The organism is Eubacterium sp. 3_1_31, from assembly GCF_964249515.1.
Taxonomy (GTDB): Bacteria; Bacillota_I; Bacilli_A; order Erysipelotrichales; family Erysipelotrichaceae; genus Longicatena; species Longicatena caecimuris.
The window spans coordinates 46,285-70,509 of record NZ_CAXUBY010000001.1 but is presented as its reverse complement, the minus strand read 5'-3'; the positions used below and the strand labels follow the sequence as shown (position 1 = coordinate 70,509).

The following is a 24,225-nucleotide window of genomic DNA, read 5'->3' as shown; positions in this document are numbered from 1 at the left end:
TTTCTTTATTTCATACAAATACGTGAAATTGCATAAAGGAGCATCCTTTGACATAATGTAAGCCATAAAGAGACAACAAATGTTGTGAAAGGAGATTATTTATATGAATCTAGTGGCTTTTGTGGGAAATATTGTCGAACCTCCAAAACTTCGTGAATCAGCGATGGGAAATAAATTCGCCGTGATGGAGATTAATGTACGAAGAGCATTTCCTAACAGTGAAGGAGTGTATGAAGTTGACACTTTGGCAGTTACGTTATGGAAAGGAATTGCCCAAACGACTTCCGAGGTTGCTCAAAAGGGTGACACGGTAGCAGTGAAGGGAAGAATACAATCGCATACGTTTGAAGGTAATGATGGGCAGCAACATCGATCTTATGATATTATTGCTGAATATGTATCATTGATACAAAGAGAGGGGCAAAGCTAAACAGCTTTTGTCCCGTTTTTTTAAGTATTATTATAGTATTGCTCTTTTTTAAATTCATAAGAATGCGTATCAAACTATGAGCGCACATTGGTTTGCTATATCAAAAAAGGGAAAAATCCATTTGCTTAATAACATATAAGAAAACTATTTGCATGTCATTGACTTTTACAAGAGATGGAGCATAATAGAAGTAAGAGATGACTTATGTAAAAAGGAGGTATGGAAAATGAAAAAAGATTTGTTTTATAAAATAACAGATTCGCACGAAATACTCTTTACAAAGTCAGAAAATCATCATTCCTTGCCGGCTAAGGCTAAAGTTGAAGTTATTATATCACCTGTCTTAAAGTCTGGCGGTGTTGAAGTTGCTAACGCGATTGCAAATGCGGCTAGTAGCAGTTTAGGAAATGGCAATGAAAAAGTCAATGTGGCAGTACAAGTATGTTTTGAAGATGAGACAAGAGAATTGTTGTTAATGAATGAAACACCATTAATCCGCAATAATCTTGATTATCACGAAGCTGTACGTCATGCCCGCAATCTGCAAGAGGCATTAAAAAAAGATTTGGTGTGTTAACTACCAATACATGAATTGATGTTAGGAAAAGTGTAGCATTGATGGCTGCACTTTTCTTTTTAATTGACAACATTAATATCATAACATTCTGACAATTATTGACAATTTCTATTACTCTATATAAAATATTGATAGGTATAGACAATAAGGAGGATTCTATCGTGGCAAAAATCTTAATCAGTCCTAGTAAATATGTGCAAGGACCTAAGGAACTGAAAAAACTGGGAAGCTATACGCAAGGGTATGGGAAAAAGGCTTTGATTCTTATTAGTGATGGCGGCTATAAACGTATTGGTAAAATGATCGAAGATAGCTTTGCAAAGAGTACTTGTGAATATCATTTTGACTTTTTTCATGGGGAGTGCAGCAAAAATGAAATCACTCGTTTATGCAATATCATGAAAGAAACAAAATGTGATTGCATCATTGGAGTAGGTGGAGGAAAAATATTTGATACGGCAAAAGCTGTGGCATATTATGAGAAAACGCCTGTGCTTATTTGTCCTACCATTGCTTCTACAGATGCACCTTGCAGCGCCTTATCTGTTATTTATACGGATGATGGTGTTTTTGAAGAATATCTGTTTTTACCAGCAAATCCAAACATGGTTTTAATGGATACAGATATTATTGTACAATCTCCTGTACGTTTAACGATGGCAGGAATCGGAGATGCCTTAGCAACTTATTTTGAGGCACGTGCTTGTGAGCAAAGTGATGCAATGAGTTGTGCAGGAGGTAAGACAACACAGGCAGCGATGGCCTTAGCAAGATTGTGCTTTGATACACTGATGGAAGAGGGTGTTAAGGCAAAAATAGCACTAGAGGCAAAAGCGTGTACACCAGCAGTTGAAAAAATTATCGAAGCAAATACATTATTATCTGGAATCGGCTTTGAAAGTGCTGGTTTGGCTGGTGCCCATGCGATTCATAATGGCTTAACAGTATTAGAAGAATGTCATGCAATGTATCATGGGGAAAAAGTGGCATTTGGTACCATCACACAACTTGTGTTGGAAAATGTTGATGCGCAGGAATTGCAGGAAATCATTGAATTCTGCATCGCATTAGGCTTGCCAGTCACTTTACAGCAGTTAGGTGTTCACGAAGTCACGAAAGAAAAAATTATGGCCGTGGCAGAAGCTGCTTGTGCTGAAAATGACACATTACACAATATGCCATTTGAGGTTACACCAGCAACCGTTTGTGATGCTATTCTGGCAGCGGATGCTTATGGACATTATTTCTTAGGCATTTAAAAAGAGAAGAAAGTTAAAACATCTGCAATATCTAATAAGATAATAGCAGATGTTTTTTTTGATAGGCTTCATATATAACATAAGACTATTAATAAATAAAAAAACCGGATTGCTCCGGTTTTTATGAACATTATCTGTTGTAGAATTCTACTACCAGCAGTTCGTTTACTTCCTGGTTCAGTTCGCTACGTTCAGGTAAGCGCAGGTAAGTACCTTTTTTAGCATCTTTATCAACGTCTACGAATGCTACTGTATTTAAGCAAGCTTCCAATGCTTCGTTGATGGCTGCTAAGTTCTTAGATTTTTCTTTAACTTCGATCGTTGTTCCTGGTTTTACGATAAAGCTAGGAATATCAACTTTCTTACCGTTTACTAAAATGTGTCCGTGGTTAACCAGCTGACGAGCAGCGCGACGTGTACGGGCAAATCCTAAACGATATACTAAGTTATCTAATCTAGATTCTAACAGGTTTAAGAAGTTTTCACCTGTTACACCTTTCATTTTACTAGCTTTAACAAACAGATTATGGAACTGACGTTCATTTAATCCATACATGTAGCGGATTTTCTGTTTTTCACGCAACTGTAAACCATAGTTCGTTAATTTTACACGTTTCGTAGGTCCGTGCTGACCTGGTGCGTATGCACGTTTCTGAAGTTCTTCTCCAGTTTCCAGAATTGAGAAACCCAAACGACGGGATGTTTTCCAAACTGGTCCTTTTACTCTTGACATTTCATGTCCTCCTTATTGTTTTATGGCTATAAAACAATAACAGTACAAATCATCATTACCTGGTGTCTTCGCTTACGATATCTTCGCTCTTAGGCAGCCGAGTTACGTGATATCCCGTATATGTATTACGTCAAAGACGCGCTTGTGTAAGACTTTGCATGCTGCTATCAATTTTACGCCATTATAGTGTATCAGAAAGTGGAAATGTTGTCAAATGGTTCCTTGCATTATTTACCATAAGAATTCTAGATCTCGATGAATTTTGTTTTCTCATTTTTACAGAATTATGATACAATATAAGCAATGAATGTGGATGAAAGAGGTGCCTTATGGAGAATTTTATAAATAATATAAAAAATGTCGTATCACTAGATATATTGATTTGGATCGTTGCTGCTATCATCGCTATCATCATTTTGACGATTATCATGATGGTCATTCGCCAAAAGAAAGCTAAGAAGCAATTGGATGATTGTGAGATTCGTTACAACAACTTAAAAGGCATACCTTTGGCATTTAAATTAAATAAAGCAGTTGCATTATCAAGAGTCAATGAATTGATGGCGGAAGGGGTAGATAGTTGCCGTAATGACTTTGATGAAATTCAGGATAAACTGAAAGAAAGCAGTGTGCAGCTGGCCGAAATAGATGATTTGATCTATGTGCATAAGGTAAAGACAGCCTTAAATCGCATGGAGGCTTTAGATAAAGAATTGACGCTTTTGGAATCACGTGTAGCGAATGTGAATAAAGCATTGGATGAGGTATTAGAACAGGAAAACGAGCAGCGTGTACATATTAATAGATTAAAAGATGAATTCCGTTTGATCAAACGAAAGATTTCAGAAAACCGAGCATCTTATGCACAGTCGTATGAATATCTGGAGATGGAAATTGCTAACATAGAAAAGATGTTTTCATCGTTTGAAGAATGGATGTTTGCTTCAGAATTCAACAAAGCTGCTGATGAACAAAAAGAAATTCGCGAGCACATTGCTCATCTAAATGATTTGGTAGACATACTTCCAGGTATGTATGAACGTGCAAAAGGTGTGTTACCTAGAGCAATCGATGAAGTCGGTTATGCATATGCACAAGCAAAGAATAAAGGGGTTTATCTGGAACATTTAGAAGTTCATAAAAATCTTGACTTCGTCAGCGATATGCTGAAAGAAAGTTTAAATCGTCTACGTAATGGGAAACCAGATGGAGTTAATGAAGATCTAAATGATTGTGAAAAACGTATTATTCAATTGCAAGAGCAGATTACCAAAGAAGAAAAAGCATTTGATGAGGTAGATGAAAACCTGGACATTCTTTTTGATAGTGTAAAAACCATGAATGCAGATGTTGAGGGAATTGAGGAACTCTATAATCGTGTATATGAACGATTTGGCTTTGAGAACTGGACCGATCGTTTAAAAGAGGTCAATGCAAAGCTAGCTGTATTAAACGATATGCAAAGAAAACTACAGCTAGTTATCCAGGAACAGAAAGAGCCATATACCTCTATTCTGATCGCTTATAAAGAATTGGAACAAAGCAGTGCTGTTTTTCATAATGAAGTAAGCGAAATGAAACAAAAATTAGATACAGCTTGCAGTGATGAAGAACGAGCGAAGAAACAAATGGTAAAACTACAGTTGATTTTGAATGAGATCCGGGTGAAAATGAGCAAACATCGCTTACCAAGTGTATCGAAAAAATATGAGGATGATTTGCATCGCGGGGAAGTGATGATCAAGGACATTCATGTGATTTTGGATAATTCGCCGTTAGATGTAAAACATTTGAATGCAGAGTTGCGTAAAGCCATTGATTATATTTATACTTTATATAATAGTGTGAATAATTTAGTTGGCATGGCAGTGATGGTAGAAAATGCCATTGTCTTTGGTAATCGTTATCGATCGACATATCCCGATATTGATTCAGAACTGACACGTGCCGATCTGTGTTTCCGTAATGGACAATACACCAAAGCTTTAAAAATTAGTATTCAATGTATTGAAAAGATGCATCCGGGTGCTTATGAAAAATTAATTGCTAAAAAAGATCCGCATCTATTGAAAGAGGAGGCATAAGATGATCTATTTAGATTATGCATCCACAACGCCAATTCGCAAAGAAGTACGTGAAACATATCAAATGTTATTAGAAAACTATTATGGAAATAGTGATTCATTACATGATGTAGGAAGGGCTACAGCAAAATTAATGGAACAAAGCCGTGCAGCAATTGCACAGCTTTTCCATGTGCAAAAGGATGAAATTCTTTTTACTTCCTGTGCGAGTGAATCTAACAACTATGCAATGAAAGGGTTTGCTTGGAAAAATGCCCACAGAGGGAAGCATATCATCTCAACCTGTGTAGAACATTCCAGTATCCATAATGCATTAGAACAGTTAAAAGAAACGTTTGGCTTTGAAGTGACGTATCTTCCTGTTTATGCCGATGGAACGATACATTTGGAAGATCTAAAAAAGGCATTGCGCAAGGACACCATACTTGTATCGATGATGCTTGTGAACAATGAAACGGGGGCTATCAATCCTATTAAAGAATGTGCAGCATATGTACATGCCTATTCGCGTGCCGTTTTTCATATGGATGGTGTACAAGGATTAGGAAAGATACCCATTTCTTTACACGATGTAGATATGGCAACCTTCTCAGCTCATAAAATTTATGGTTTGAAAGGAAGTGCCATTCTATATAAGAAACGCAATATTGAATTATTGCCGTTACTTAGTGGCGGTCAGCAAGAGCAAGGATTGCGCGCTGGAACAAGTAATGCGCCAACAAATATCGTATTTGCCAAAACACTGCGTTTGGCATTAGAGGAACAGGAAAAAGCTTATCAGTATGTACAAGAATTAAACATATATTTACGAAGGGAAATTGAAAATATAGAAGATATGGTCATCAATAGCCCGGCGGATGCCTCTTGTTTCATATTGAATTTTTCTGATTTGAAGATTGGCAGTGAGGTAATGTTAAACGCATTAAATGCAAAGGGTTTTTGTGTTTCTGCCCAAAGTACTTGTTCAAGTAAAAGTAAGGCGATTTCCCATGTGCTACTGGCAATGGGGTTAGGGGAAGTACGTGCGACGCATGCGATTCGTGTTTCCTTATCACATATGACAACAAAAGATGAAGTGGAAAAGTTTATAAAAGCACTAAAGGAGATCCATCATGACTATCGAACAAAATAAATTGACGTATGACCATATTTTGGTCCGCTTTGGTGAGTTATCCACCAAAGGAAAAAATCGCAAAGATTTCATTAAGCGATTACTGACGAATGTAAAAAATGCATTACGAGATTTTAATGAATTGACATACGAACGTACGCATGATCGTATGTATATCATGCTAAATGGTGAAGATCATGAAGCAGTAGCAAAACATTTGCAACAGGTGTTTGGCATTTCATCCTTTTCCTTTGCGGTGAAGGTGGCAAGTGATATTGAAGTCATCAAACAAACATGCCTAGTGTTGGCAAAACAAAGTGATGCGCAAACCTTTAAGATTGAGGCTAGGAGAAGTTTTAAACAATTTCCTATGGTATCGGATGAAATAAATCGAGAAGTTGCTGGAGAAATTTTACGTAATACAGATATAAAGGTAAATGTAAGAGAACCACAGTTACGCATACAGATTGAATTGCATCAAGAGGCAACCTATATCATGACAGGAAAAATCAAAGGTAATGGTGGTTATCCGGTAGGAGTAGGCGGAAAAGCCTTGGTAATGTTAAGTGGTGGCATAGATTCACCAGTGGCTTGCTACATGACGATGAAACGTGGGGTCGCTATTGAATGTATTCACTACGCATCTCCACCGTATACTTCACAGGCTGCACAGGATAAAGTGCTTGAATTAGCAAGAGCAATAGCTCCATATCAGGGACATATCCGTTTGCATATTATTCCTTTTACGGATTTACAGTTGGCCATTTATAAAAATTGTGATGAATCTTATGCAATCACGATCATGCGCAGGATGATGTATCGAATTGCAGAACGTGTGGCCCAAAAGCAAAATTGCCTCGCAATCGTGAATGGGGAGAGCATTGGACAAGTGGCCAGTCAGACGTTGGAAAGCATGCAAACGATCAATTGTGTTACAGATATGCCGGTGATTCGTCCGGTTGCTTGTTTGGATAAATTAGAAATTATTGATATTTCACAAAAAATCGGAACATATGATATATCGATACAGCCATTTGAAGACTGCTGTACGATATTTACACCAAAAAATCCGGTTACAAAGCCAACGAAACATCGTGCAGAGCGTTTAGAGGGACGATTTGATTTTACGTCTCTTATAGAAGATTGTATTGCTCGCATGGAAAGTGTGGATATATATCCAGGCCGTAACATGATAGAAGAAAACGAAAATATTTTTTAGTATAAGATGTTTATCCTCACCCATACTATTTGTGTGAGGTGATAAAAATGGAAAGAAGAAAACAGTTTCAGAATGAGAAACAGGATCAAGATTTGTACCAGTACGAAATGGGTATTGAATTAGGTGCAGATGTTGAAGCTGAAAAACGTAATCATCGTAATGAATACGATCGTGAACATTCTTCTTCTGATTTCAAAAATGATTTCAACAACAACCAGCAGAGAAATCGTAACCAGAATCAGCAGAACAATCGTTTCAACAACAGCAATTCCAACAACAACCAGCGTTAAGTAAACGCGTAATTAAAAAGTCATCAGACTTCTGAATCATCAGAAAGCTCTGGTGGCTTTTTTCTTTTGTTAACAGAAACACTATTTGAAGAGTAGTATCCTTTATTGTTTCAATGAAATCTCATTGAAGAAGATTGCTTTATTGGATGATTTAACATAATAGAAAGTATGACATAGGGGAATTCTTTTCGTGCCTTTTCCATGCGGATTGGTAAGAAATATGCTATGATATATCACGGTGATATTAATGAAGATAAATAAGCTATCGACACAACGAATGGAAGATATACAGAGTACTTTTGGTTTGCCTCCCTTATGCGCAAAGGTCTTAGCAGCAAAAGGTTTAGCCAATGATGAAATAGCAGCATTATTACAGGAGCCTAAACTCTCTGATCCGTTTTGTGCAAATGGTGTAAAAGAGGTGGCTGATCGTTTGTATCAAGCAAAGCAAAAGAAAGAAAAAGTATTGGTTTGTGGAGACTATGATGCAGATGGTATTTGCGCTACCGCTATTATGGTGGATGCTTTACGCTCTTATGGGATTGATTGTGGGTTTTATATTCCAAATCGATTTAGTGAAGGATATGGCTTACACGAGAATACCGTAGGTTTGGCTAAACAAAAGGGCTATACACTTTTAATAACCGTAGATAACGGTGTGAAAGCGAAAACGGCATTATCATTTGCACACACGATGGGAATTGATGTGATCGTTACAGATCATCACAGTATGGATGAAGAAGTCACATGTTTGCAACTGGTGCACCCAACATTGATGGGAGAATCATTTACGACATTAAGTGGTGCAGGTGTGGCTTTGATGCTTTCCAGGGCATTGATTGGTGAAAAAAAAGAACATGTCGTTTTGGCATGTGTGGCGGCAATTGCGGATGTCATGCCTTTGCATAAGGAAACAAGAGCGATTGTGAAATTAGGTATTTCTTATTTAAAACAGGGTATCTGTCCACCAATCCGTTTTCTGGCTAAAGAGCGTTATCCTAAGTGGGATGAGATGCTGATAGCTTATCAAATCGTGCCGAAACTAAATGTGACAGGTCGATTAGCGGATATGGTCAATGTAAATAATACGGTAAAATATTTATTGTCAACATCTATGGAAGAAATTCAACATGTGGCAAAACAAATAAATGACTTGAATGAAAAAAGAAAAGTCATGAGTGATGATATGCTTTTAAAAGCCAAAACCTTAGTGCATGAGGAATATCGATTTCAATTACTGTTTGATGATTCTTTTCATGAAGGGATGGCTGGACTTGTGGCCGGAAAATTGGCTGAAGAATTGCAAATGCCAGTTATGGTGGCAGCCCGCAATCAGGATCACTTTAAAGGAAGTATTCGTTCACAAGGTTTGTTGGATCTGACAACGTTTTTTGATGAATGTAAACCTTCTTTAGTTAGTTTTGGGGGACATAAAGCAGCGGCAGGCATAGGCTTTTCTTATGATAAAAAACAAGTGATTCAAGATTATGTTAACAGCCGTATGGAACAGGTTGTATTTGATAATGATAGTAGCTATGATGTCATTGCTGTGGAACGAAGCGAAATTACCATTGCAGAAGTTGAGAGTCTGCAGTTATTAGCACCATTTGGAGAAGGTTTTGAAGAACCGTTGTTCTTATTGGAAAAGCAGAAGGTGCAGGATTGCCGTAGCTTAAGCAAGGGAGCACATACCAAATGGATCTTATCTGATGATTTAGAAGCTATGCAGTTTCAAAGTCGCGATTGGGAATTCTATAACCCAGAGGCGACCCTGAATTTTATAGGAAATTTACGTATAAATTCTTTCATGGGACGAAAAAAAGTAAATATTTACGTCTCCAAGGCATATTAGCTGATGCAATTTATAAGAGAGTTTGCTATAATAAAAGAGACGTGTTAGGAGGCTTACACATGAATTATAAAGACTATATTGCCGATATTCCTGATTTTCCTCAGGAAGGCGTACTGTTTCGTGATATCACACCTTTAATGGCAGATGGTGAAGCATTTCATCAGGCTTGTGACGAAATGATCGCTTTTGCAAGAAAAGTAGGGGCTGAGGTTATTGTTGGACCAGAATCACGAGGATTTATCTTTGGCTGTCCGGTTGCTTATGAGCTGGGTATTGGTTTTATTCCTGTTCGCAAGCCGGGGAAATTGCCTAGAGAAACGGTAAGTGTTTCTTATGATTTAGAATATGGCAGTAATGAATTGCATGTACATAAAGATAGTATCAAAAAAGGTCAAAAAGTCTTGATCATTGATGATTTATTGGCGACCGGAGGTACGGTAGATGCAACAATTCAGATCGTTCAGGAATTGGGCGGTGAAGTTGTGGGCTGTGGTTTTCTAATTGAATTAGAAGGCTTACAGGGCAGAGAACATCTAAAAGATTATGAAGTGTTCTCCTTAATGTCTTATAAATAAAAAAGGGGAAGTTCCCCTTTTCTTGAATGCGGGTGATTAGTATGGTAAGGAAGAATGTCGTTACATTTGATGAGATGATGCAAGAAGTTCGTCAATACATCAAAAAAGAAGAAAATATTGATTTAATTACACGCGCCTTTTTGTGTGCAGAGAAGAATCATGCAGGGCAGTATCGTAAAAGCGGGGAACCGTATATCATACATGCCATTCAGGTAGGTTATATATTAGCAATGTTGCGGACTGGTCCTAAGACGATAGCCGCAGGCCTTTTGCATGATGTGGTGGAAGATTGTGATGTCTGCTTAGAACAAATTAGTGAGATGTTTGGTGAAGAAGTTGCTTCTTTGGTGGAATCGGTCACAAAGATCGGTGCATTGAAGTTTAAAGATGAGAAAGAATATCTTGCCAGCAATCATCGTAAGATTTTTATCGCGATGGCGAAAGATGTGCGTGTTATTTTGATTAAGCTTTCTGATCGACTACATAATATGCGTACTTTACAATATATGACGCCGCAGAAACAGCAAAAAATTGCGAGTGAGACATTGGAGGTCTATGCGCCGATTGCCCATCGTTTAGGTATCAGTGATATTAAAAATGAACTCGAAGATCTGTGCTTTCAGTATTTAAATAAAGAAAAATATTATGAAATAGCCAAATTGGTGGAAAAACGTAAAACAGAACGAGATGCACAGGTACAAAGCATGATTAGAGAAATCAGTTCTTTACTGGATGAGCATCAGATAAAATATCGCATATTCGGACGCAGTAAGCATTTATATAGTATTTATAAAAAGATGATAACGAAAAATAAGCGTTTTGAAGAAATTCTTGATTTATTGGCGATTCGTATCATTACAGATACCGATACGGCTTGTTATGAAATCTTAGGATATATTCATGCGAAATACCGTCCGATTCCAGGACGCTTTAAAGACTATATCGCTATGCCGAAGGTTAACATGTACCAATCCTTGCATACGACCATCGTGGCTGAGGATGGTAATATATTTGAGGTGCAAATTCGTACAGAATCTATGGATGAGGTTGCAGAACAGGGGATTGCGGCTCATTGGCGTTATAAAGAAAATTTAAATGGCGGCCGTGAGGTGCACCAAAAAGAAATTGAAGAGCAATTGCATTGGTTTAAAGATTTCAGCGTCATGAGTGATGATGTCAATGATGATGCTATGGAATACATGAATCTATTACAGAAGGATATCTTTGAGGCTAATGTTTATGTGATGACACCAAAAGGTAAAGTGATCGCTTTGCCAAATGGTTCTACACCAATTGATTTTGCCTATCGTGTTCATACCGAGGTTGGTCATCATACGGTTGGAGCTACGATAAATGGTGTGTTAATGCCATTGAATACAAAATTAAAAACAGGAGATGTTGTCAGTATCCGTACAAGTAAACAATCTCCTGGTCCTAGTGAAGACTGGATCAAAATTGTAAAAAGTGCTCATGCACGTAATAAAATACGCTCATTCTTCCAGAAACAGGAAAACGAACGCCGTTCGCTTGATATAAAAAAAGGCGAAGAGATGCTGATGGAAGAATTGAAAAAACGCAACTTAGATGTTGCGACATATACAGAACAAAAGAAGATTGAAAATATTGCCGGCTCTCTAAGTTTTAATTCTTATAACGATTTGATGTATGCGATTGGTGTTAAACAAGTATCCCTGCCTGCTGTCATTGACCGTTTGGTGAAACATAAGACAAGCGTACCATTAGATAATGAAGAATTAGCGAAAATGTTCAATCGTCAGGAACGAAAGCGAAAAGTTTCTTCAACCGGTATCCGGGTAGCGGGTATTGATTCCATGAAAATATCACTGGCTGCCTGCTGTTCTCCTGTTCCTGGTGATGATATCGTAGGATATATAACAAAAGGACAAGGAGTAAAGGTACATCGTACAGATTGTCCCAATATCGTGCATGAGAAACAACGCTTGATTGATGTGGAATGGGATGAAAACATTGAACAGAAAACATATGAAGTCAAGCTGATCGTGAAGTCAAGTGATCGTAATTTCTTGCTATCCGATATTGTGACGGTAGTATCACAATGCAAGGCGGGTTTGCAGCATGTTGATTCTTCAGTTGATGAGGATAAGGTTTCAGCAACGACAAAAATGACGGTTGTTGTGGAAAATGCTATTCATTTACAGACATTGATGGCGAATCTAAGAAAGGTCAATAGTGTAAAAAGTGTCGAAAGAGTTATTCAATAAGGTGAGGTGACACTCACCTTTTCCAATGGAGGTTTTATGAAACAAGAAACATTTTTAATAACGAAAGCAACAACGGAGGATATTCCCGCAATCTTAGAAATGTATCGTCGTCGGGTCTTGTATAATAATGCTCATGGTATTCCACAATGGCGCTTAGCAGATGTCACATGGGAAGCCTTTTCGCAATTATATACGATTGATGATTATTATGTTGGTAAATGTAATGGAGAAGTCGTTTGCGGGTTATTCATTATTGATGTCGATGAATTATACTGGCCGGATGTAGACAAAGGAAAGTATTTATATCTGCATAAGATCTGTGTTGATCCTGCTCATGCCAAAAAAGGCTATAGCGATGCTATGATTACCTATTTCAAGGATAAGGGACGTAAAGAAGGCTATCCGGAAGTGCGTTTAGATGTGCGTGAGAAGAAGGTGAAACTAAGAGAGATGTATGAACGCAATGGGTTTCGCCTTGTCACAATTGGACAGTTTGTCCCTGAATTTACAACAGCTTTGTATCATTATGTATATGCATGGGAACAAGAAAAACAGCTAAGCAACTATGATATAGAAGAGTAAATGGTTCGTCTTTTTAAAGGGACTATCTGCTCTTTTTTTATTGGTGTGGGGTATGCGATAAGGCAGAATATAAAGGCTTTAAATAAAAGTCATGTATATCACAAAAACGAAGAAAAAGCTTAAAAAGGATGTGTTAGTTCTTTCTAAGCTTTCTTTCATAATATAATGTATTCCACATGCGAAAGTATTCATCCATTCTAACTCTAATGCTACTATGCTCACGATAGGTGTCCATGACATAGTTACGAAAAAACTTATGTACAAAAAAGGCAGCTCTTCGCATATGGGAAGGACTAGTGATAACAATAATGTTTTCCCATTGATTTTCATCACAAATGCATTTCGCGTATTTTAAGTTTTCATACGTGTTACGTGCCTTGGTTTCTAAGACAAGGACTTGTTTTGGTATCTTTTGTGTCAAAGCATAAGCGGCCATCTTTTCTGCCTCGACATAAGTATTCTGCACGCAGGAACCACTGATTAATAAGTGGTGAACGCAATGTTTGTGATATAAATTTATAGCAGTCTCCATACGCTTTTTTTGGACTGTTGATAAACTGCCATCTGCATTACAAGGATAACCCAATACAATTGCGACATCATAAGAAATGTCTTGTAAGGGATGTTTGGGTTTTGGAAAATGATGATATAGATAAAGATTTGCAAGCAACACAAAGAGGATGATACAGATGAGTAATATCATTTGATATAAACCAAAGACTGCCATTCTTTGGCAATCGCTTCCTTTCTGTTTTTTGGTGTTAACGGATATGTATATGCCTGTGTCGCACGTAACTCAATCTTTCTCCAGTCTTGTGGAATCTGGTTAAATCGAGAAGCTATGATCAGATCATCTTGTTTGCGTAATTGTGACAAATAGGCTCGGCCAACATCATTCATTGCAAGAATGCGTAGGTGCTGTAAAGGACTGAGTTTCTGTATTTCCGTTTTCTTGGTCTGGGTTAATATATGAAGTAAGGTCCGCTGAATACGACTGCGGGTATAACGCTTACTGATGCAAGCATTTACAAAGCTATCCATATCGCTATAGAGAGCGGCATTTTTCTGTAATAGCTGCTCCATTCCTTCCTCTACCATCAACATTGCTTTAATATCTTCTCGATCCATGCTCATAAGTAATGTCTGTAAATAAGGGTAATAATGTGTGAAAGCATATGTTGTATCTAATTTATTTGCCATTACTGTGGCATGATGAACATCCTGATGAAGCATGATACCATGACGGATGGCACTGGCACTGGCGATTGTCTTCGTATAGGTTAATTCATGATATGAATTTGTTCTTTGTATCGTATAAGGCTGTATAGCACTGCCTTGCAATGCTTTTAAATAACTGATGCCTAAAAGATCATTACTAGCGATTTGGGTACACGAATCAGCAAAGCTTTTTACCATGGCTTGCTTTTTCTGTACTGGTAAAGCAGCAGCTCGTTCACTTAAATGTTTTAATTTCTCAATGTCATTACATTCACTGCCAAACACCATATGGTTGACATTAGCCAGCGTAAGCAATCGGATGGCTCCTTGAGCAAAGATATCGGCACTTTGTGTTGCATAAGGATAGGGGAGTTCAATGACAATATCGACACCATGAGCAACAGCACAAGCAGCACGTTCCCACTTATCAATGATGGCGGGTTCTCCACGTTGCACGAAATTACCAGACATGATGGCAATCAGACAATCGCAATTACGAATGCTACGCGCCTGTGTAATGTGATATTGATGCCCGTTATGAAAGGGATTGTATTCTGTGACAATACCGCATACCTGCATAAGCAAACTCCTTTCTTTTCTATATGGTATTTATTCTATCATATTTTTTACGTATTGACATTGTCAATTCTAGGAGATAGTACTCTCTTAGACAATGTGAATACTTTGTCAGCATATTTTTAAGCGATTCTATGGTACAATGAAAACAGATAAGGCAAGAAAACGGAGGCATTTATGAAACTAACAAAATTCAGTTTTATCAGTCAATGTGATGGTCTTTGTATTCATGGTATGTGCATGGTGCCGGATAGAGAAGTTGTTGGTGTGATTCAGCTGGTACATGGTATGGCAGAACATAAGGAACGTTATGAAAATCTCATGCATTATTTGGCACAATCGGGCTATTTATGTGTCATTCATGATCATCGCGGTCATGGGGAAAGTGTAAAGTCACAAGCAGATTTGGGATATTTCTATGGTGTTGATGCCACCTATTTAATAGAAGATATTCATGAAATCAGTATGCGTATAAAAGAGCATTTTCCACATGTGCCATTGTTTTTATTCGGTCACAGTATGGGCTCTTTAGCCGTACGTGCATACTGTAAACGTTATGATAGGGATATTGATGGATTGATTGTTTGTGGTTCGCCAAGTGAAAATAAAGCAGCAGCTTTTGGTAAGATACTTTGTCAGATCATGGAGAAAGTGAAACAAGATCACTATCGTAGTTCTCTCTTACAACGTTTGGCATTTGGGCATCATAATGATGGAATTCAAGATGCTAAAAGTGAGAACAGCTGGATTTGCAGTGATGAAGATGTGGTAAAGGAATATGATGAAGATCCTTTATGTGGCTTTACGTTTACTTTAAACGGTTTTGAAAATCTTTTCTCTTTAATGATGGCTGTATATGATAAAAAAGGCTGGCAATGCCACCATGCATCAATGCCTATCTATTTCATTGCCGGAAAACAAGATCCTTGTATCATTTCTGAAAAGGCATTCCATACAGCTGTAATGTTGATGCGTAAGGTTGGATATGCGAATGTATCTTGGAAATTGTATGAAGGAATGCGTCATGAAATCTTGAACGAAAGAGATAAAGGAGAAGTGTATCGGGATCTTTTGAAATGGTTGAATAAACATACTACAAACACATAAGCTGTTCATTTGATAAGCACTTTTTAATGAAAACAAAGATGAAGTGAGAATAGCATCTATAACATGTTTTTCACTTTAAGGGGATACTGCTGTGAAGGATATAAGAAAATGCAAAACTTTATAAAAAGCAGATAGAATTAGTAAAAATTAGGTACAAAAAATAAAAATTAAAGAAAAAGTCTTTCTTTCATTTCGTTTTTGTGGTTTAATATATTAGCCTAATCATGGGAAAGTGAGAAATATATTGACTTTATTGTCCAGTTTCCTTATAATAGGATAGGTCAGACAACGAGGTGATTCTTTTGAAATGGTCTAGAGCTGAGCTGTTACAGGCGGATAAACAAACAATCGATTTTACGGATACGATTGCTTTCGATCCTGCGGCGTTCGCCAAGATGCACCAAATCAGAGGATTGCAGGATGTTACGGTATCAGGAAATATTCATTACGATACAGCCAGTGAACGCGTATTTGCGGATCTGGATATTGAAGGCGTGATGATCGTGCCGTGTTCTATAACCCTTGAGGATGTAGAATATGATTTCCACACAAAATCTTTGGAAGTGTTCTCTTTTGACAAGACAGAGGATGAAGATGTACACGAAGTAAAAGGTGATGTCGTAGAACTATTGCCGGTGATCTTTCAATTGATACTTATGGAAGTTCCTTTGAAGGTCGTAAAAGAAGGAATCAAAGAGTATCCTAAAGGTGACGGTTGGGAAGTTGTCAAAGAGGAAGACTATACGAAATCTAAAAAGGATGATATAGATCCTCGTTTAGCAAAGTTGAAAGAATTCAAATTGGAAGATTAAGTAGGAGGTGCTAACATGGCTGTTCAGCAGAGACGTAATTCAAAAACTAGAAAAGCAAAACGTAGAACTCACTACAAATTGGCTGCGCCAACTTTGGTGAAATGTCCAGCATGCGGTGAATACAAAATGCCTCACAAAATGTGTTCATGCGGTGAGTACAACGGTAAAACAATCGTAGAAAAATAAGAAAACAGACCGGGCAACCGGTTTTTTCTTTTCTGAAACATACAATGCTTTATTACAGATACAGCAGTAACAATATCCCCCTCTTGATAATATGCTTTTTCAGAATTTCAAAATAAAAAGGGGAAAAGCGTTGAATAATTTCATAGAACGTGGTATATTAACTATAGAACTTCAAACGGAGTGGGTCATGCCCACTCCTTCATTATGTTGTAAAGGAGAATGTTATGGACGGATTGTCAAAAATCAAAGAATTGATCAAACCTCTTCTCGCACAAGAAGATATTAAACTGTATGATGTCTCATGGCAGCAAGAAGGTAAAAATCGCATTTTACAGGTTGCAATCATGCGCAAAGATGGCAGTATGGATATTGATACATGTGCAGCTATGTCAGAAAAAATATCAGAAAAGCTGGATGAAGTAGATATGATTGCCAGTGAATATTTTCTAGAAGTATGTTCTCCGGGGGCTGAACGTGAATTAAAGGATGAAACACAGATTCAAGATGCTCTGGATGAATATGTTTATGTGAAATTGAAAAATCCCAAAGCAGGCATGGATGCCGTAAAAGGATATTTGCGTGCTTATGAAAATGGTAATATCACGATGGAACATATGGATAAAGCAGTAAAGAAAAAGATAACAATTGATGGCGATAATATCGCATTAATTCGCTTAAGTGTGAAAATTTAAGAGAAAGGAAAAAGAAGAACATGAAGTTAAAAGATTTTATGGCTGCGATGCAGGCAATCGAAAGTGATCGTAAATTACCTCAGGAAGTTGTCGTAGAAGCGCTACAAGAAGCGTTGGCTAAGGCATTCCGTAAACACATTGAAATTCCTGATGCATTAGTACGTGTAGATGTTAATGAAAAAACGGGAAACATCAAGGTATATCAGCAGCGTACGATTGTTGAAACGGTAGAAGATGATGAATTGGAAATTTCATTAGAAGATGCAAAGAAAATCAATCAAGAGCTGGAACTGGATGGTGTTGTCGAGGAAGAAGTAGACATTACACAGTTAGGCAGAGCAGCGGTTATCTTAGCTAAAAACGTTATGAAACAGAAAATCCGTGAAGCTGAGAAACTGATCGTTTATGAAGAATATTGTGATAAAGTTGATGAGATGGTTGTTGGAACAATTGAGTCTGTCGAGGAAAAATTCTGTATCGTAAATATTGGAAAGACATTGGCGTTAATGCCTAAAAATCAGCAGATTCCTAACGAACGTTATCATGAAGGTGATCGTATTCGCGTGGTGATCATTGAAGTAAATAAAGAAACCAAAGGTGCACAGGTGTTAGTATCTCGCGGTGATGCAACTTTAGTAAAACGTCTGTTTGAAAAAGAAGTACCAGAAATTTTCCAGGGTGTGATTGAAATTAAGGCAATCGCGCGTGAGGCAGGAGAACGTACAAAGATGGCTGTTTATTCTCACAATGAAAACATTGATCCAATTGGTGCTTGTATCGGGCCGCGTGGACAACGTGTTCAGGTTATCATCAATGAACTTGGCGGTGAGAAAATTGATATCTTTGAATGGAGTGAAGATGTTACAGAATTAATTAAAAATGCTCTTTCACCTGCGGAAGTATTAGCCGTAATCCCAAGCGAAGAACGCAAAGGTGGCTTATTGGTTGTCGTACCAGATAATCAGTTATCTTTAGCTATTGGTAAACGTGGTAAAAATGCACGTCTGGCAGTGAAATTGACCGGCAATAAGATTGATATTAAAGCAGAGAGCGATGTGGATGCAGCTGGTATTGATTGGAAAGGCATCGCTATGAAACAGCGTGAAGAATTCTTAGCTGCGCAGGCTGCTGCCAAAGCATTGGCACAGCAAGAACGCTTTGAAGAGGCAGCGAGTGAAGAAGCAATATCACTTGCCGATGCGGGAGTATCCTTCCAGGAAGAAATTTTAGAAGAGCCAGAAGAAATGGTAGATGATGTAGTAGTAGAAGCGAAAGCAAGTATCATCGCACCTGAAGTGGAAAAAGTGGCTGAAAAAGAAGTGGAAGAAGAAGTGGTTGAAGAAGAAAAAGAAGAGAGCGATCTGGAAAGAGCGGCTCGTATTGCTAAGGAAAAACAGCGTCAAGAAGGCTTAAATATCAAAGAAAAACAAGAATATAAATCAAAATTTGAAACATTGGCAGATGTTAGCGCAAAACAGGAAGAAAAACCGGTTAGCAAACCACGTTGGAAAAAGAGTGAAGAAAAGGAAGAACGCCGTAAACCAACCTTTGATTTGAGTAAAAAGGATTATGAAATGAAGCCTATTTACTCAGAAGAAGAACTAGAAGAAATCGAACGTGCTCAACGTGAAGAAGAAGAAAATGATTGGATTCATGATGAGATTGACTTCGATGAATATGATAAATATTACGAAGAATAAAGAAAAAGGAGGGAGCTTTTATGAGAAAAATACCTATGCGCAAGTGTGTGGCAACTGGTGAAAGTCTTCCAAAAAAAGAATTGATTCGTATCGTTCGTACCCCTGATGGTAATATTGAAATTGATGAAACAGGGAAAAAGAATGGTCGAGGTGCCTATCTAAAGCGCAGTATTGAGGCACTGGAAGTGGCAAAGAAGAAAAAAGCTTTGGCGCGTTCACTAGAATGTGAGATACCTCAAGAACTTTATGAGGAACTACAAAAGTTATTTGGTGAATGAAGAAAGCAATTGGAACACTGGGATTGGCTATGCGTGCCCATAAGATAGCTACCGGTGAAACGATCTTTAAAAAACTGCGCAGCAATCAGGTTTCGCTGCTTATTATGGCAGATGATATGGGAGAAAACGGTAAGAAAAAGCTGACAGATAAATGTGCCTATTATCATGTGCCCTATGTCTTTATGAATGGGGAAGAATTAAACATGGCTATCGGTGATAAGAATCGCAAATCTGTTGCAATATTAGATGAAGGTTTTGCACAAAAACTTCATGCTTGCTTGAAAGGCTAGGTGATTATATGGCAAGACAACAACACAAAAAAGGGAATGGAAACCGTAAGAACAATGGAAATCGCAAAAAAGAGTTTACACCACGGAAAGAACGTGTGGAAGTAAAAGAGATTACGTACAGTTCTGCACTGACGGTTCAGGAATTAGCAGAGAAATTAAATCGCAATGCAAGTGAAATCATCAAGCTTCTCTTTATGATGGGAACAATGGTAACCATCAACTCGACTTTGGATGATGAAACGATTGAACTTGTCTGCATGGAATTTAATGTAGAATGTCACAAGGAAATCATCATCGAAGAAAGTGATTTTGAAGAGATGATGAATGTTGAAGAAGAGGATGAAGAAAACTTAGTATCCCGTCCTCCTGTTGTTACGATCATGGGACATGTTGACCATGGAAAAACAACCTTGTTGGATACGATTCGTAAAACACACGTAACAGAAGGTGAATTTGGTGGCATCACGCAGCACATTGGTGCATATCAAGTATCAGTGAAAGGTAAAAAAGTTACTTTCTTAGATACGCCGGGCCATGAAGCTTTCACGGCCATGCGTGCACGTGGTGCGAAAGTAACCGATTTGGTTATCATCGTCGTTGCTGCGGATGATGGCGTTATGCCACAGACCAAAGAAGCGGTGGATCATGCCAAAGCGGCTGGTGTTCCGGTTATTGTGGCTGTGAATAAGATTGATAAACCAAATGCTAATAAAGATCGTATCATGAATGAAATGAGTGACTTAGGATTACTTCCTGAAGCATGGGGCGGAGATACCATTTTTGCGGAAGTATCAGCAAAATTTGGTGATGGTGTTTCTGATTTGCTGGAGACAATTCTTGTTGTATCAGAAGTAGAAAATTTCCGTGCGAATCCAAATAAGATGGCAACCGGAACTGTTATCGAGGCGAAGCTGGATAAAGGACGCGGACCGGTAACAACCTTGCTTGTACAAAATGGAACATTGCATACCGGTGATGCTGTCGTTGTTGGTACTGCTTTTGGACGCGTACGTAAGATGACAGATGATCGTGGCCGCGAAATTAAAGAAGCATTGCCATCCACACCGGTTGAGATTATTGGTTTAAATGATGTGCCAATTGCAGGGGATATCTTTAAAGCATTTGATTCAGAAAAGAAAGCACGTCAAATTGCGGAAACACGTTTGACAAAACGTATTGATCAAGAACGTAACTCTTCAAGTGCGATGTCATTAGATGATTTAGCACGTCAGATTGAAGAAGGTGAAGTACAGGATATTAATGTCATCGTTAAAGCGGATGTACAGGGTTCTGCCGAAGCAGTAAAGGCAAGTATGGAAAAAATTGAAGTTTCCGGTGTGAAGGTGAATGTCATCCGTAGCACTGCAGGTGCCATTACTGAAAGTGATATCATGTTGGCAAGTGCATCAAATGCAGTGATTTATGGATTTAATGTACGCCCTAATGCGATGGTGCGTAAAAAAGCTGAAGAAGAAGGCGTAGATATCCGTTTGCATAACATTATTTATAAAGCTTTAGAAGAAATGGAAAGTGCAATGAAAGGAATGTTGGCACCGGTTTATGAAGAAGTTGTCATTGGTCAGGCAGAAGTTCGTCAGACTTACAAGGTTAGTAAGGTGGGAACGATTGCCGGATGTATGGTGACGGATGGACATATCACGAAAGATTGCAGTGTGCGTTTGATTCGTGAAGGTGTTGTAATCTATACCGGTAAGTTAGGTTCTCTGCGTCGGTTCCAGAATGATGTGAAAGAAGTTCAAAATGGTTTTGAATGTGGTATGACTATTGAAAACTTTAATGACATCAAAGAAGGAGATTTGATTGAGGCGTATGAAGACCAACAGGTTGAGCCAGAATAACATCAGGTGATAGAATGAAAGTAAAAGCTGAAAAAATTGCCGGAATCATTCAGAAAGAAGTCAGTGAGATCATTCAGTTTGAGCTAAAAGATCCTAAGATTGGCTTTATTACGATTACAGATGTCACGGTAACAAATGATCTCTCGATTGCTAAAATTTATGTATCCTTTCTAGGTCAAAAGGCTAGAGAAGAAGCAGGGATGAAGGCGTTAAATCGCAGTAAAGGATTTATTCGCAGTGCTTTAGCAAAACGTTTAACGATGCGTAAAGTACCAGAGCTTCATTTTCTAATCGATGATGCATTAGAAAGAGGCAATAAGATTGAGAAAATTATTAGTAAGATTAATGAACATTCATAAGCAAGATGCAGTCAACTGTGGCTGCATCTTTTTGTGCGATAGGCAGTCGCTTAATTCAACCATGTACAGGCATGGTTGAATTTTCTTTCTTATTAAGAGATTGTATTTATCAACAGGAAAAGAATAAAACCAGACGAGAAAAATATATCAAGAAATTGAAAGAAGAAGGAATCGAATACTATACACAGGAGAGAATAAAGATTCAGGAGTGAATTTACGATATAGTGGATAACATAAATAGGCATATTGATAAGCCGTATGCCTTAGTAGGGCACGTACGGTTTGATAAGGGGCGGTAGTTTAATGACTATCGCCTACATGCTTTTACAAAAGGTATGCAAGAAGAGACTGTAGGAGAAAACTAGTTCACTATCAGAAGTTACCATGATACAATAGGCTAAAGAAAGGTTTAATTTTATGAGGGAATGGATATGAGACGTAAAGATAGAGAAGTTACTGACGAGAAAAAAATTATGGAGATCATCTCTCAGTGTTATTGTTGTAGATTAGGTTTTATAGATAAGGGAGCAGTCTACATCGTGCCATTAAATTTCGGATTTGAAAAGAAAGCAACAGATTATGTTTTTTATTTTCATAGTGCTATGGAAGGCAGAAAGATTGAGTGTATGAAAACAGGAAATCCTGTTGGATTTGAACTTGATACAAATTATCAGTTACAAGAAGCAAAAAATCCTTGTGCTTATTCAGCAGCTTTTCAAAGTGTTATTGGGACAGGAAAGATTTCTATCTTAACAGATGCAAAAGAGAAAGCATATGCTTTATCGCAAATCATGTATCACAATACTGGAAAAATAGATTGGCAGTTTTCACCTAAAAAGCTTGCTAAGCTGACCGTATTTAAATTGTTGGTAACAGAGTTGAGTTGTAAAGAGCACAAAGCGATTTCTATGCATAACGATAATTTGAATGAAGATAAAAGGATATTGCTCGATCATATCGATGAGATTCATACGACAGAGAAGGGAAGCAAGCGTATCAAAACCAACTTAAAATGAAACGTATCAAATGTTGTCGCGTATTGTAAAGATAAACTCTTGGATAAAAACTGTCAGATTTATCGCATAGGAAAGAACTGGTATGGGGAGATTGATGGGATTAAAATAACAATTAATGCCTATCGTTATACGATTATTACCGCACATGCTATCAAATGATTGAGAAAATTTGAACACTTATTGAAGATATCATACTCGAATAGCGTGTAAAATATGCTATTCTATATTTATGACTTGGTGATGTTCATTATCATGATCATCCTTGCTTATTCATATAATAGCTATCATATGTCAAAAACTTATATAAGTGATTAAAAAAAGGAATGTGTAATATAAGCTGTTCACATTCCAAAAGTTTTTATATTACATGCCTTGAAAATTAAAAGTGAAATCATCACCGTCTTTAATCTTTAAGGCACTGGCAGCATCGCATTGGCCGGAAGCCTGGCAGGATTCATTATTGCTAGATTCATATAGCCACCATGGACCTTTTTGCCAATCCTTCGTTTTAACACCTAGGATGGAAACAATCTTTTTCCCATACGCGCTGTCTTCCATTTCCACCTTTAGCTCATTGGCTTTTTCTAAAAAGTCAGCTAAGGTAGTTACGTGATCTTTGACACTAACGTTTTTATTAAATATTTCTTCGCCTTCTTTATTTACAACGATGTGTAAGGTAATTGTTTCTTGTGAAGCTGATTTCGCTGTTTCACTTATTTCTTTATTCGTACATCCGCTGACAAACAGGATACAGCAGATGGCGAGTAGTTTACATAATTTTCCCATAAGAAGTACTCCTTGTAATTTTTTTTAAAATGGTATGTATAGGCTGATAACAGATCATGCAACAAAAAGCGGATAGACATCCTTGAATACATGATATTTTCAGCCCTGCTAAGATATAAAGTATTGTGATTTTTTTAGATATAAGAAGAAATGGTATCTGGACAAGCTGACCGGTTAGAAAAGATAAACAACCGCATAAGAAACATAGTAACCAATAGTGTTTTTGTAAAAATGGTTTACTTATGCCAATAAACAGACTGTAAAGAGGATAGATCAGACAATACATCATGCTCCAAGGGGTAACGCCTTGCATAGACAAATTCACGATGCTAAATACGATGGCACCTAACACAGCTTGTTTCGTTTCAAAACACATTGCAAAAAGGACAAT

26 protein-coding genes and 1 pseudogene are annotated in these 24,225 nt (G+C 37.7%); 23 read left to right on the top strand and 4 right to left on the bottom strand.

Annotated features, from left to right (window positions below; translation table 11 throughout):
• Positions 1-103 precede the first annotated feature (103 nt).
• The 3 genes from ACESSZ_RS00345 (at position 104) to ACESSZ_RS00335 (ending at position 2,266) form a co-directional block, all read left to right on the top strand.
• Positions 104-430, top strand: a complete 327-nt coding sequence (locus ACESSZ_RS00345; RefSeq protein WP_008688269.1) for a single-stranded DNA-binding protein — start codon at positions 104-106, stop codon at positions 428-430.
• A 226-nt stretch (positions 431-656) separates the two neighbouring features.
• A complete protein-coding gene (locus ACESSZ_RS00340) occupies positions 657-1,007 on the top strand; it encodes a hypothetical protein (RefSeq protein WP_008688272.1) in 351 nt (116 codons plus the stop codon).
• Positions 1,008-1,168: 161 nt separating this feature from the next.
• Positions 1,169-2,266: a glycerol dehydrogenase gene (locus tag ACESSZ_RS00335; protein WP_008688273.1), complete on the top strand. Its 1,098-nt coding sequence runs from the start codon at positions 1,169-1,171 to the stop codon at positions 2,264-2,266.
• Positions 2,267-2,396: 130 nt separating this feature from the next.
• Here ACESSZ_RS00335 and rpsD read toward each other — a convergent pair whose 3' ends face one another.
• Positions 2,397-2,999, bottom strand: a complete 603-nt coding sequence (gene rpsD, locus ACESSZ_RS00330; RefSeq protein ID WP_008688275.1) for a 30S ribosomal protein S4 — start codon at positions 2,997-2,999, stop codon at positions 2,397-2,399.
• Between the two features lie 329 nt (positions 3,000-3,328).
• Between rpsD and ACESSZ_RS00325 the strand changes: the two genes are divergently transcribed.
• The 8 genes from ACESSZ_RS00325 (at position 3,329) to ACESSZ_RS00290 (ending at position 12,955) form a co-directional block, all read left to right on the top strand.
• Positions 3,329-5,083, top strand: a complete 1,755-nt coding sequence (locus tag ACESSZ_RS00325) for a septation ring formation regulator EzrA (RefSeq protein WP_008688277.1) — start codon at positions 3,329-3,331, stop codon at positions 5,081-5,083.
• A gap of 1 nt (position 5,084) precedes the next feature.
• Positions 5,085-6,215 carry a cysteine desulfurase family protein gene (locus ACESSZ_RS00320; RefSeq protein ID WP_008688279.1) on the top strand — a complete coding sequence of 377 codons (1,131 nt, stop codon included), beginning with the start codon at positions 5,085-5,087 and terminating at the stop codon, positions 6,213-6,215.
• On the top strand, positions 6,196-7,413 hold the full coding sequence (thiI, locus tag ACESSZ_RS00315) for a tRNA uracil 4-sulfurtransferase ThiI (RefSeq protein WP_008688281.1): 1,218 nt from the start codon (positions 6,196-6,198) through the stop codon (positions 7,411-7,413). The genes ACESSZ_RS00320 and thiI overlap by 20 nt, the downstream gene beginning before the upstream one ends.
• Before the next feature lie 47 nt (positions 7,414-7,460).
• Entirely contained in the window at positions 7,461-7,703 is a 243-nt protein-coding gene (locus ACESSZ_RS00310) for a hypothetical protein (protein ID WP_008688283.1), read from the top strand.
• A 247-nt stretch (positions 7,704-7,950) separates the two neighbouring features.
• Positions 7,951-9,555, top strand: a complete 1,605-nt coding sequence (locus ACESSZ_RS00305; protein ID WP_017144658.1) for a single-stranded-DNA-specific exonuclease RecJ — start codon at positions 7,951-7,953, stop codon at positions 9,553-9,555.
• Positions 9,556-9,614: 59 nt separating this feature from the next.
• Positions 9,615-10,130 (top strand): adenine phosphoribosyltransferase, encoded by a 516-nt coding sequence (locus ACESSZ_RS00300; protein ID WP_008688285.1) that lies wholly within the window; start codon positions 9,615-9,617, stop codon positions 10,128-10,130.
• Between the two features lie 41 nt (positions 10,131-10,171).
• Positions 10,172-12,373 (top strand): RelA/SpoT family protein, encoded by a 2,202-nt coding sequence (locus ACESSZ_RS00295; protein ID WP_017144657.1) that lies wholly within the window; start codon positions 10,172-10,174, stop codon positions 12,371-12,373.
• Between the two features lie 36 nt (positions 12,374-12,409).
• Positions 12,410-12,955, top strand: a complete 546-nt coding sequence (locus ACESSZ_RS00290; protein WP_119983336.1) for a GNAT family N-acetyltransferase — start codon at positions 12,410-12,412, stop codon at positions 12,953-12,955.
• A 133-nt stretch (positions 12,956-13,088) separates the two neighbouring features.
• Here the strand turns inward: ACESSZ_RS00290 and ACESSZ_RS00285 are convergent, their stop codons facing one another.
• Both ACESSZ_RS00285 and ACESSZ_RS00280 read right to left on the bottom strand, forming a co-directional pair.
• On the bottom strand, positions 13,089-13,682 hold the full coding sequence (locus ACESSZ_RS00285; RefSeq protein ID WP_119983337.1) for a YdcF family protein: 594 nt from the start codon (positions 13,680-13,682) through the stop codon (positions 13,089-13,091).
• Complete coding sequence (locus ACESSZ_RS00280; protein WP_119983338.1) at positions 13,655-14,752, bottom strand: tRNA(Met) cytidine acetate ligase; 1,098 nt, start codon at positions 14,750-14,752, stop codon at positions 13,655-13,657. Before ACESSZ_RS00280 ends, ACESSZ_RS00285 begins: the two co-directional genes overlap by 28 nt.
• 174 nt (positions 14,753-14,926) lie before the next feature.
• Between ACESSZ_RS00280 and ACESSZ_RS00275 the strand changes: the two genes are divergently transcribed.
• The 12 genes and pseudogenes from ACESSZ_RS00275 to ACESSZ_RS00220 form a co-directional block, all read left to right on the top strand.
• Positions 14,927-15,856, top strand: coding sequence for an alpha/beta fold hydrolase (locus ACESSZ_RS00275; RefSeq protein WP_119983339.1), 930 nt, complete (start codon positions 14,927-14,929; stop codon positions 15,854-15,856).
• 293 nt (positions 15,857-16,149) lie between these two features.
• Positions 16,150-16,668, top strand: a complete 519-nt coding sequence (locus tag ACESSZ_RS00270; RefSeq protein WP_226896747.1) for a YceD family protein — start codon at positions 16,150-16,152, stop codon at positions 16,666-16,668.
• A gap of 15 nt (positions 16,669-16,683) precedes the next feature.
• Positions 16,684-16,854 (top strand): 50S ribosomal protein L32, encoded by a 171-nt coding sequence (rpmF, locus tag ACESSZ_RS00265; protein WP_008688294.1) that lies wholly within the window; start codon positions 16,684-16,686, stop codon positions 16,852-16,854.
• Positions 16,855-17,078: 224 nt separating this feature from the next.
• On the top strand, positions 17,079-17,546 hold the full coding sequence (rimP, locus tag ACESSZ_RS00260; protein ID WP_119983340.1) for a ribosome maturation factor RimP: 468 nt from the start codon (positions 17,079-17,081) through the stop codon (positions 17,544-17,546).
• 20 nt (positions 17,547-17,566) lie between these two features.
• A complete protein-coding gene (gene nusA / locus ACESSZ_RS00255) occupies positions 17,567-19,246 on the top strand; it encodes a transcription termination factor NusA (protein WP_119983341.1) in 1,680 nt (559 codons plus the stop codon).
• A 20-nt stretch (positions 19,247-19,266) separates the two neighbouring features.
• On the top strand, positions 19,267-19,524 hold the full coding sequence (gene rnpM / locus ACESSZ_RS00250; RefSeq protein WP_119983342.1) for an RNase P modulator RnpM: 258 nt from the start codon (positions 19,267-19,269) through the stop codon (positions 19,522-19,524).
• Positions 19,521-19,814, top strand: a complete 294-nt coding sequence (locus ACESSZ_RS00245) for a L7Ae/L30e/S12e/Gadd45 family ribosomal protein (protein WP_008688301.1) — start codon at positions 19,521-19,523, stop codon at positions 19,812-19,814. Before rnpM ends, ACESSZ_RS00245 begins: the two co-directional genes overlap by 4 nt.
• An 8-nt stretch (positions 19,815-19,822) precedes the next feature.
• Positions 19,823-21,673 carry a translation initiation factor IF-2 gene (gene infB / locus ACESSZ_RS00240; protein ID WP_008688303.1) on the top strand — a complete coding sequence of 617 codons (1,851 nt, stop codon included), beginning with the start codon at positions 19,823-19,825 and terminating at the stop codon, positions 21,671-21,673.
• A gap of 14 nt (positions 21,674-21,687) precedes the next feature.
• Complete coding sequence (gene rbfA, locus ACESSZ_RS00235; protein ID WP_008688305.1) at positions 21,688-22,032, top strand: 30S ribosome-binding factor RbfA; 345 nt, start codon at positions 21,688-21,690, stop codon at positions 22,030-22,032.
• A 17-nt stretch (positions 22,033-22,049) separates the two neighbouring features.
• On the top strand, positions 22,050-22,244 hold the full coding sequence (locus ACESSZ_RS00230; protein WP_270355188.1) for a hypothetical protein: 195 nt from the start codon (positions 22,050-22,052) through the stop codon (positions 22,242-22,244).
• Positions 22,245-22,463: 219 nt separating this feature from the next.
• Complete coding sequence (locus ACESSZ_RS00225) at positions 22,464-23,048, top strand: pyridoxamine 5'-phosphate oxidase family protein (RefSeq protein WP_415161935.1); 585 nt, start codon at positions 22,464-22,466, stop codon at positions 23,046-23,048.
• Between the two features lie 18 nt (positions 23,049-23,066).
• Positions 23,067-23,207: pseudogene (locus tag ACESSZ_RS00220) on the top strand (DUF3781 domain-containing protein); the annotation flags it as partial.
• 204 nt (positions 23,208-23,411) lie between these two features.
• Here the strand turns inward: ACESSZ_RS00220 and ACESSZ_RS00215 are convergent.
• Complete coding sequence (locus ACESSZ_RS00215) at positions 23,412-23,834, bottom strand: DUF4430 domain-containing protein (protein WP_119983344.1); 423 nt, start codon at positions 23,832-23,834, stop codon at positions 23,412-23,414.
• Positions 23,835-24,225: the final 391 nt, after the last annotated feature.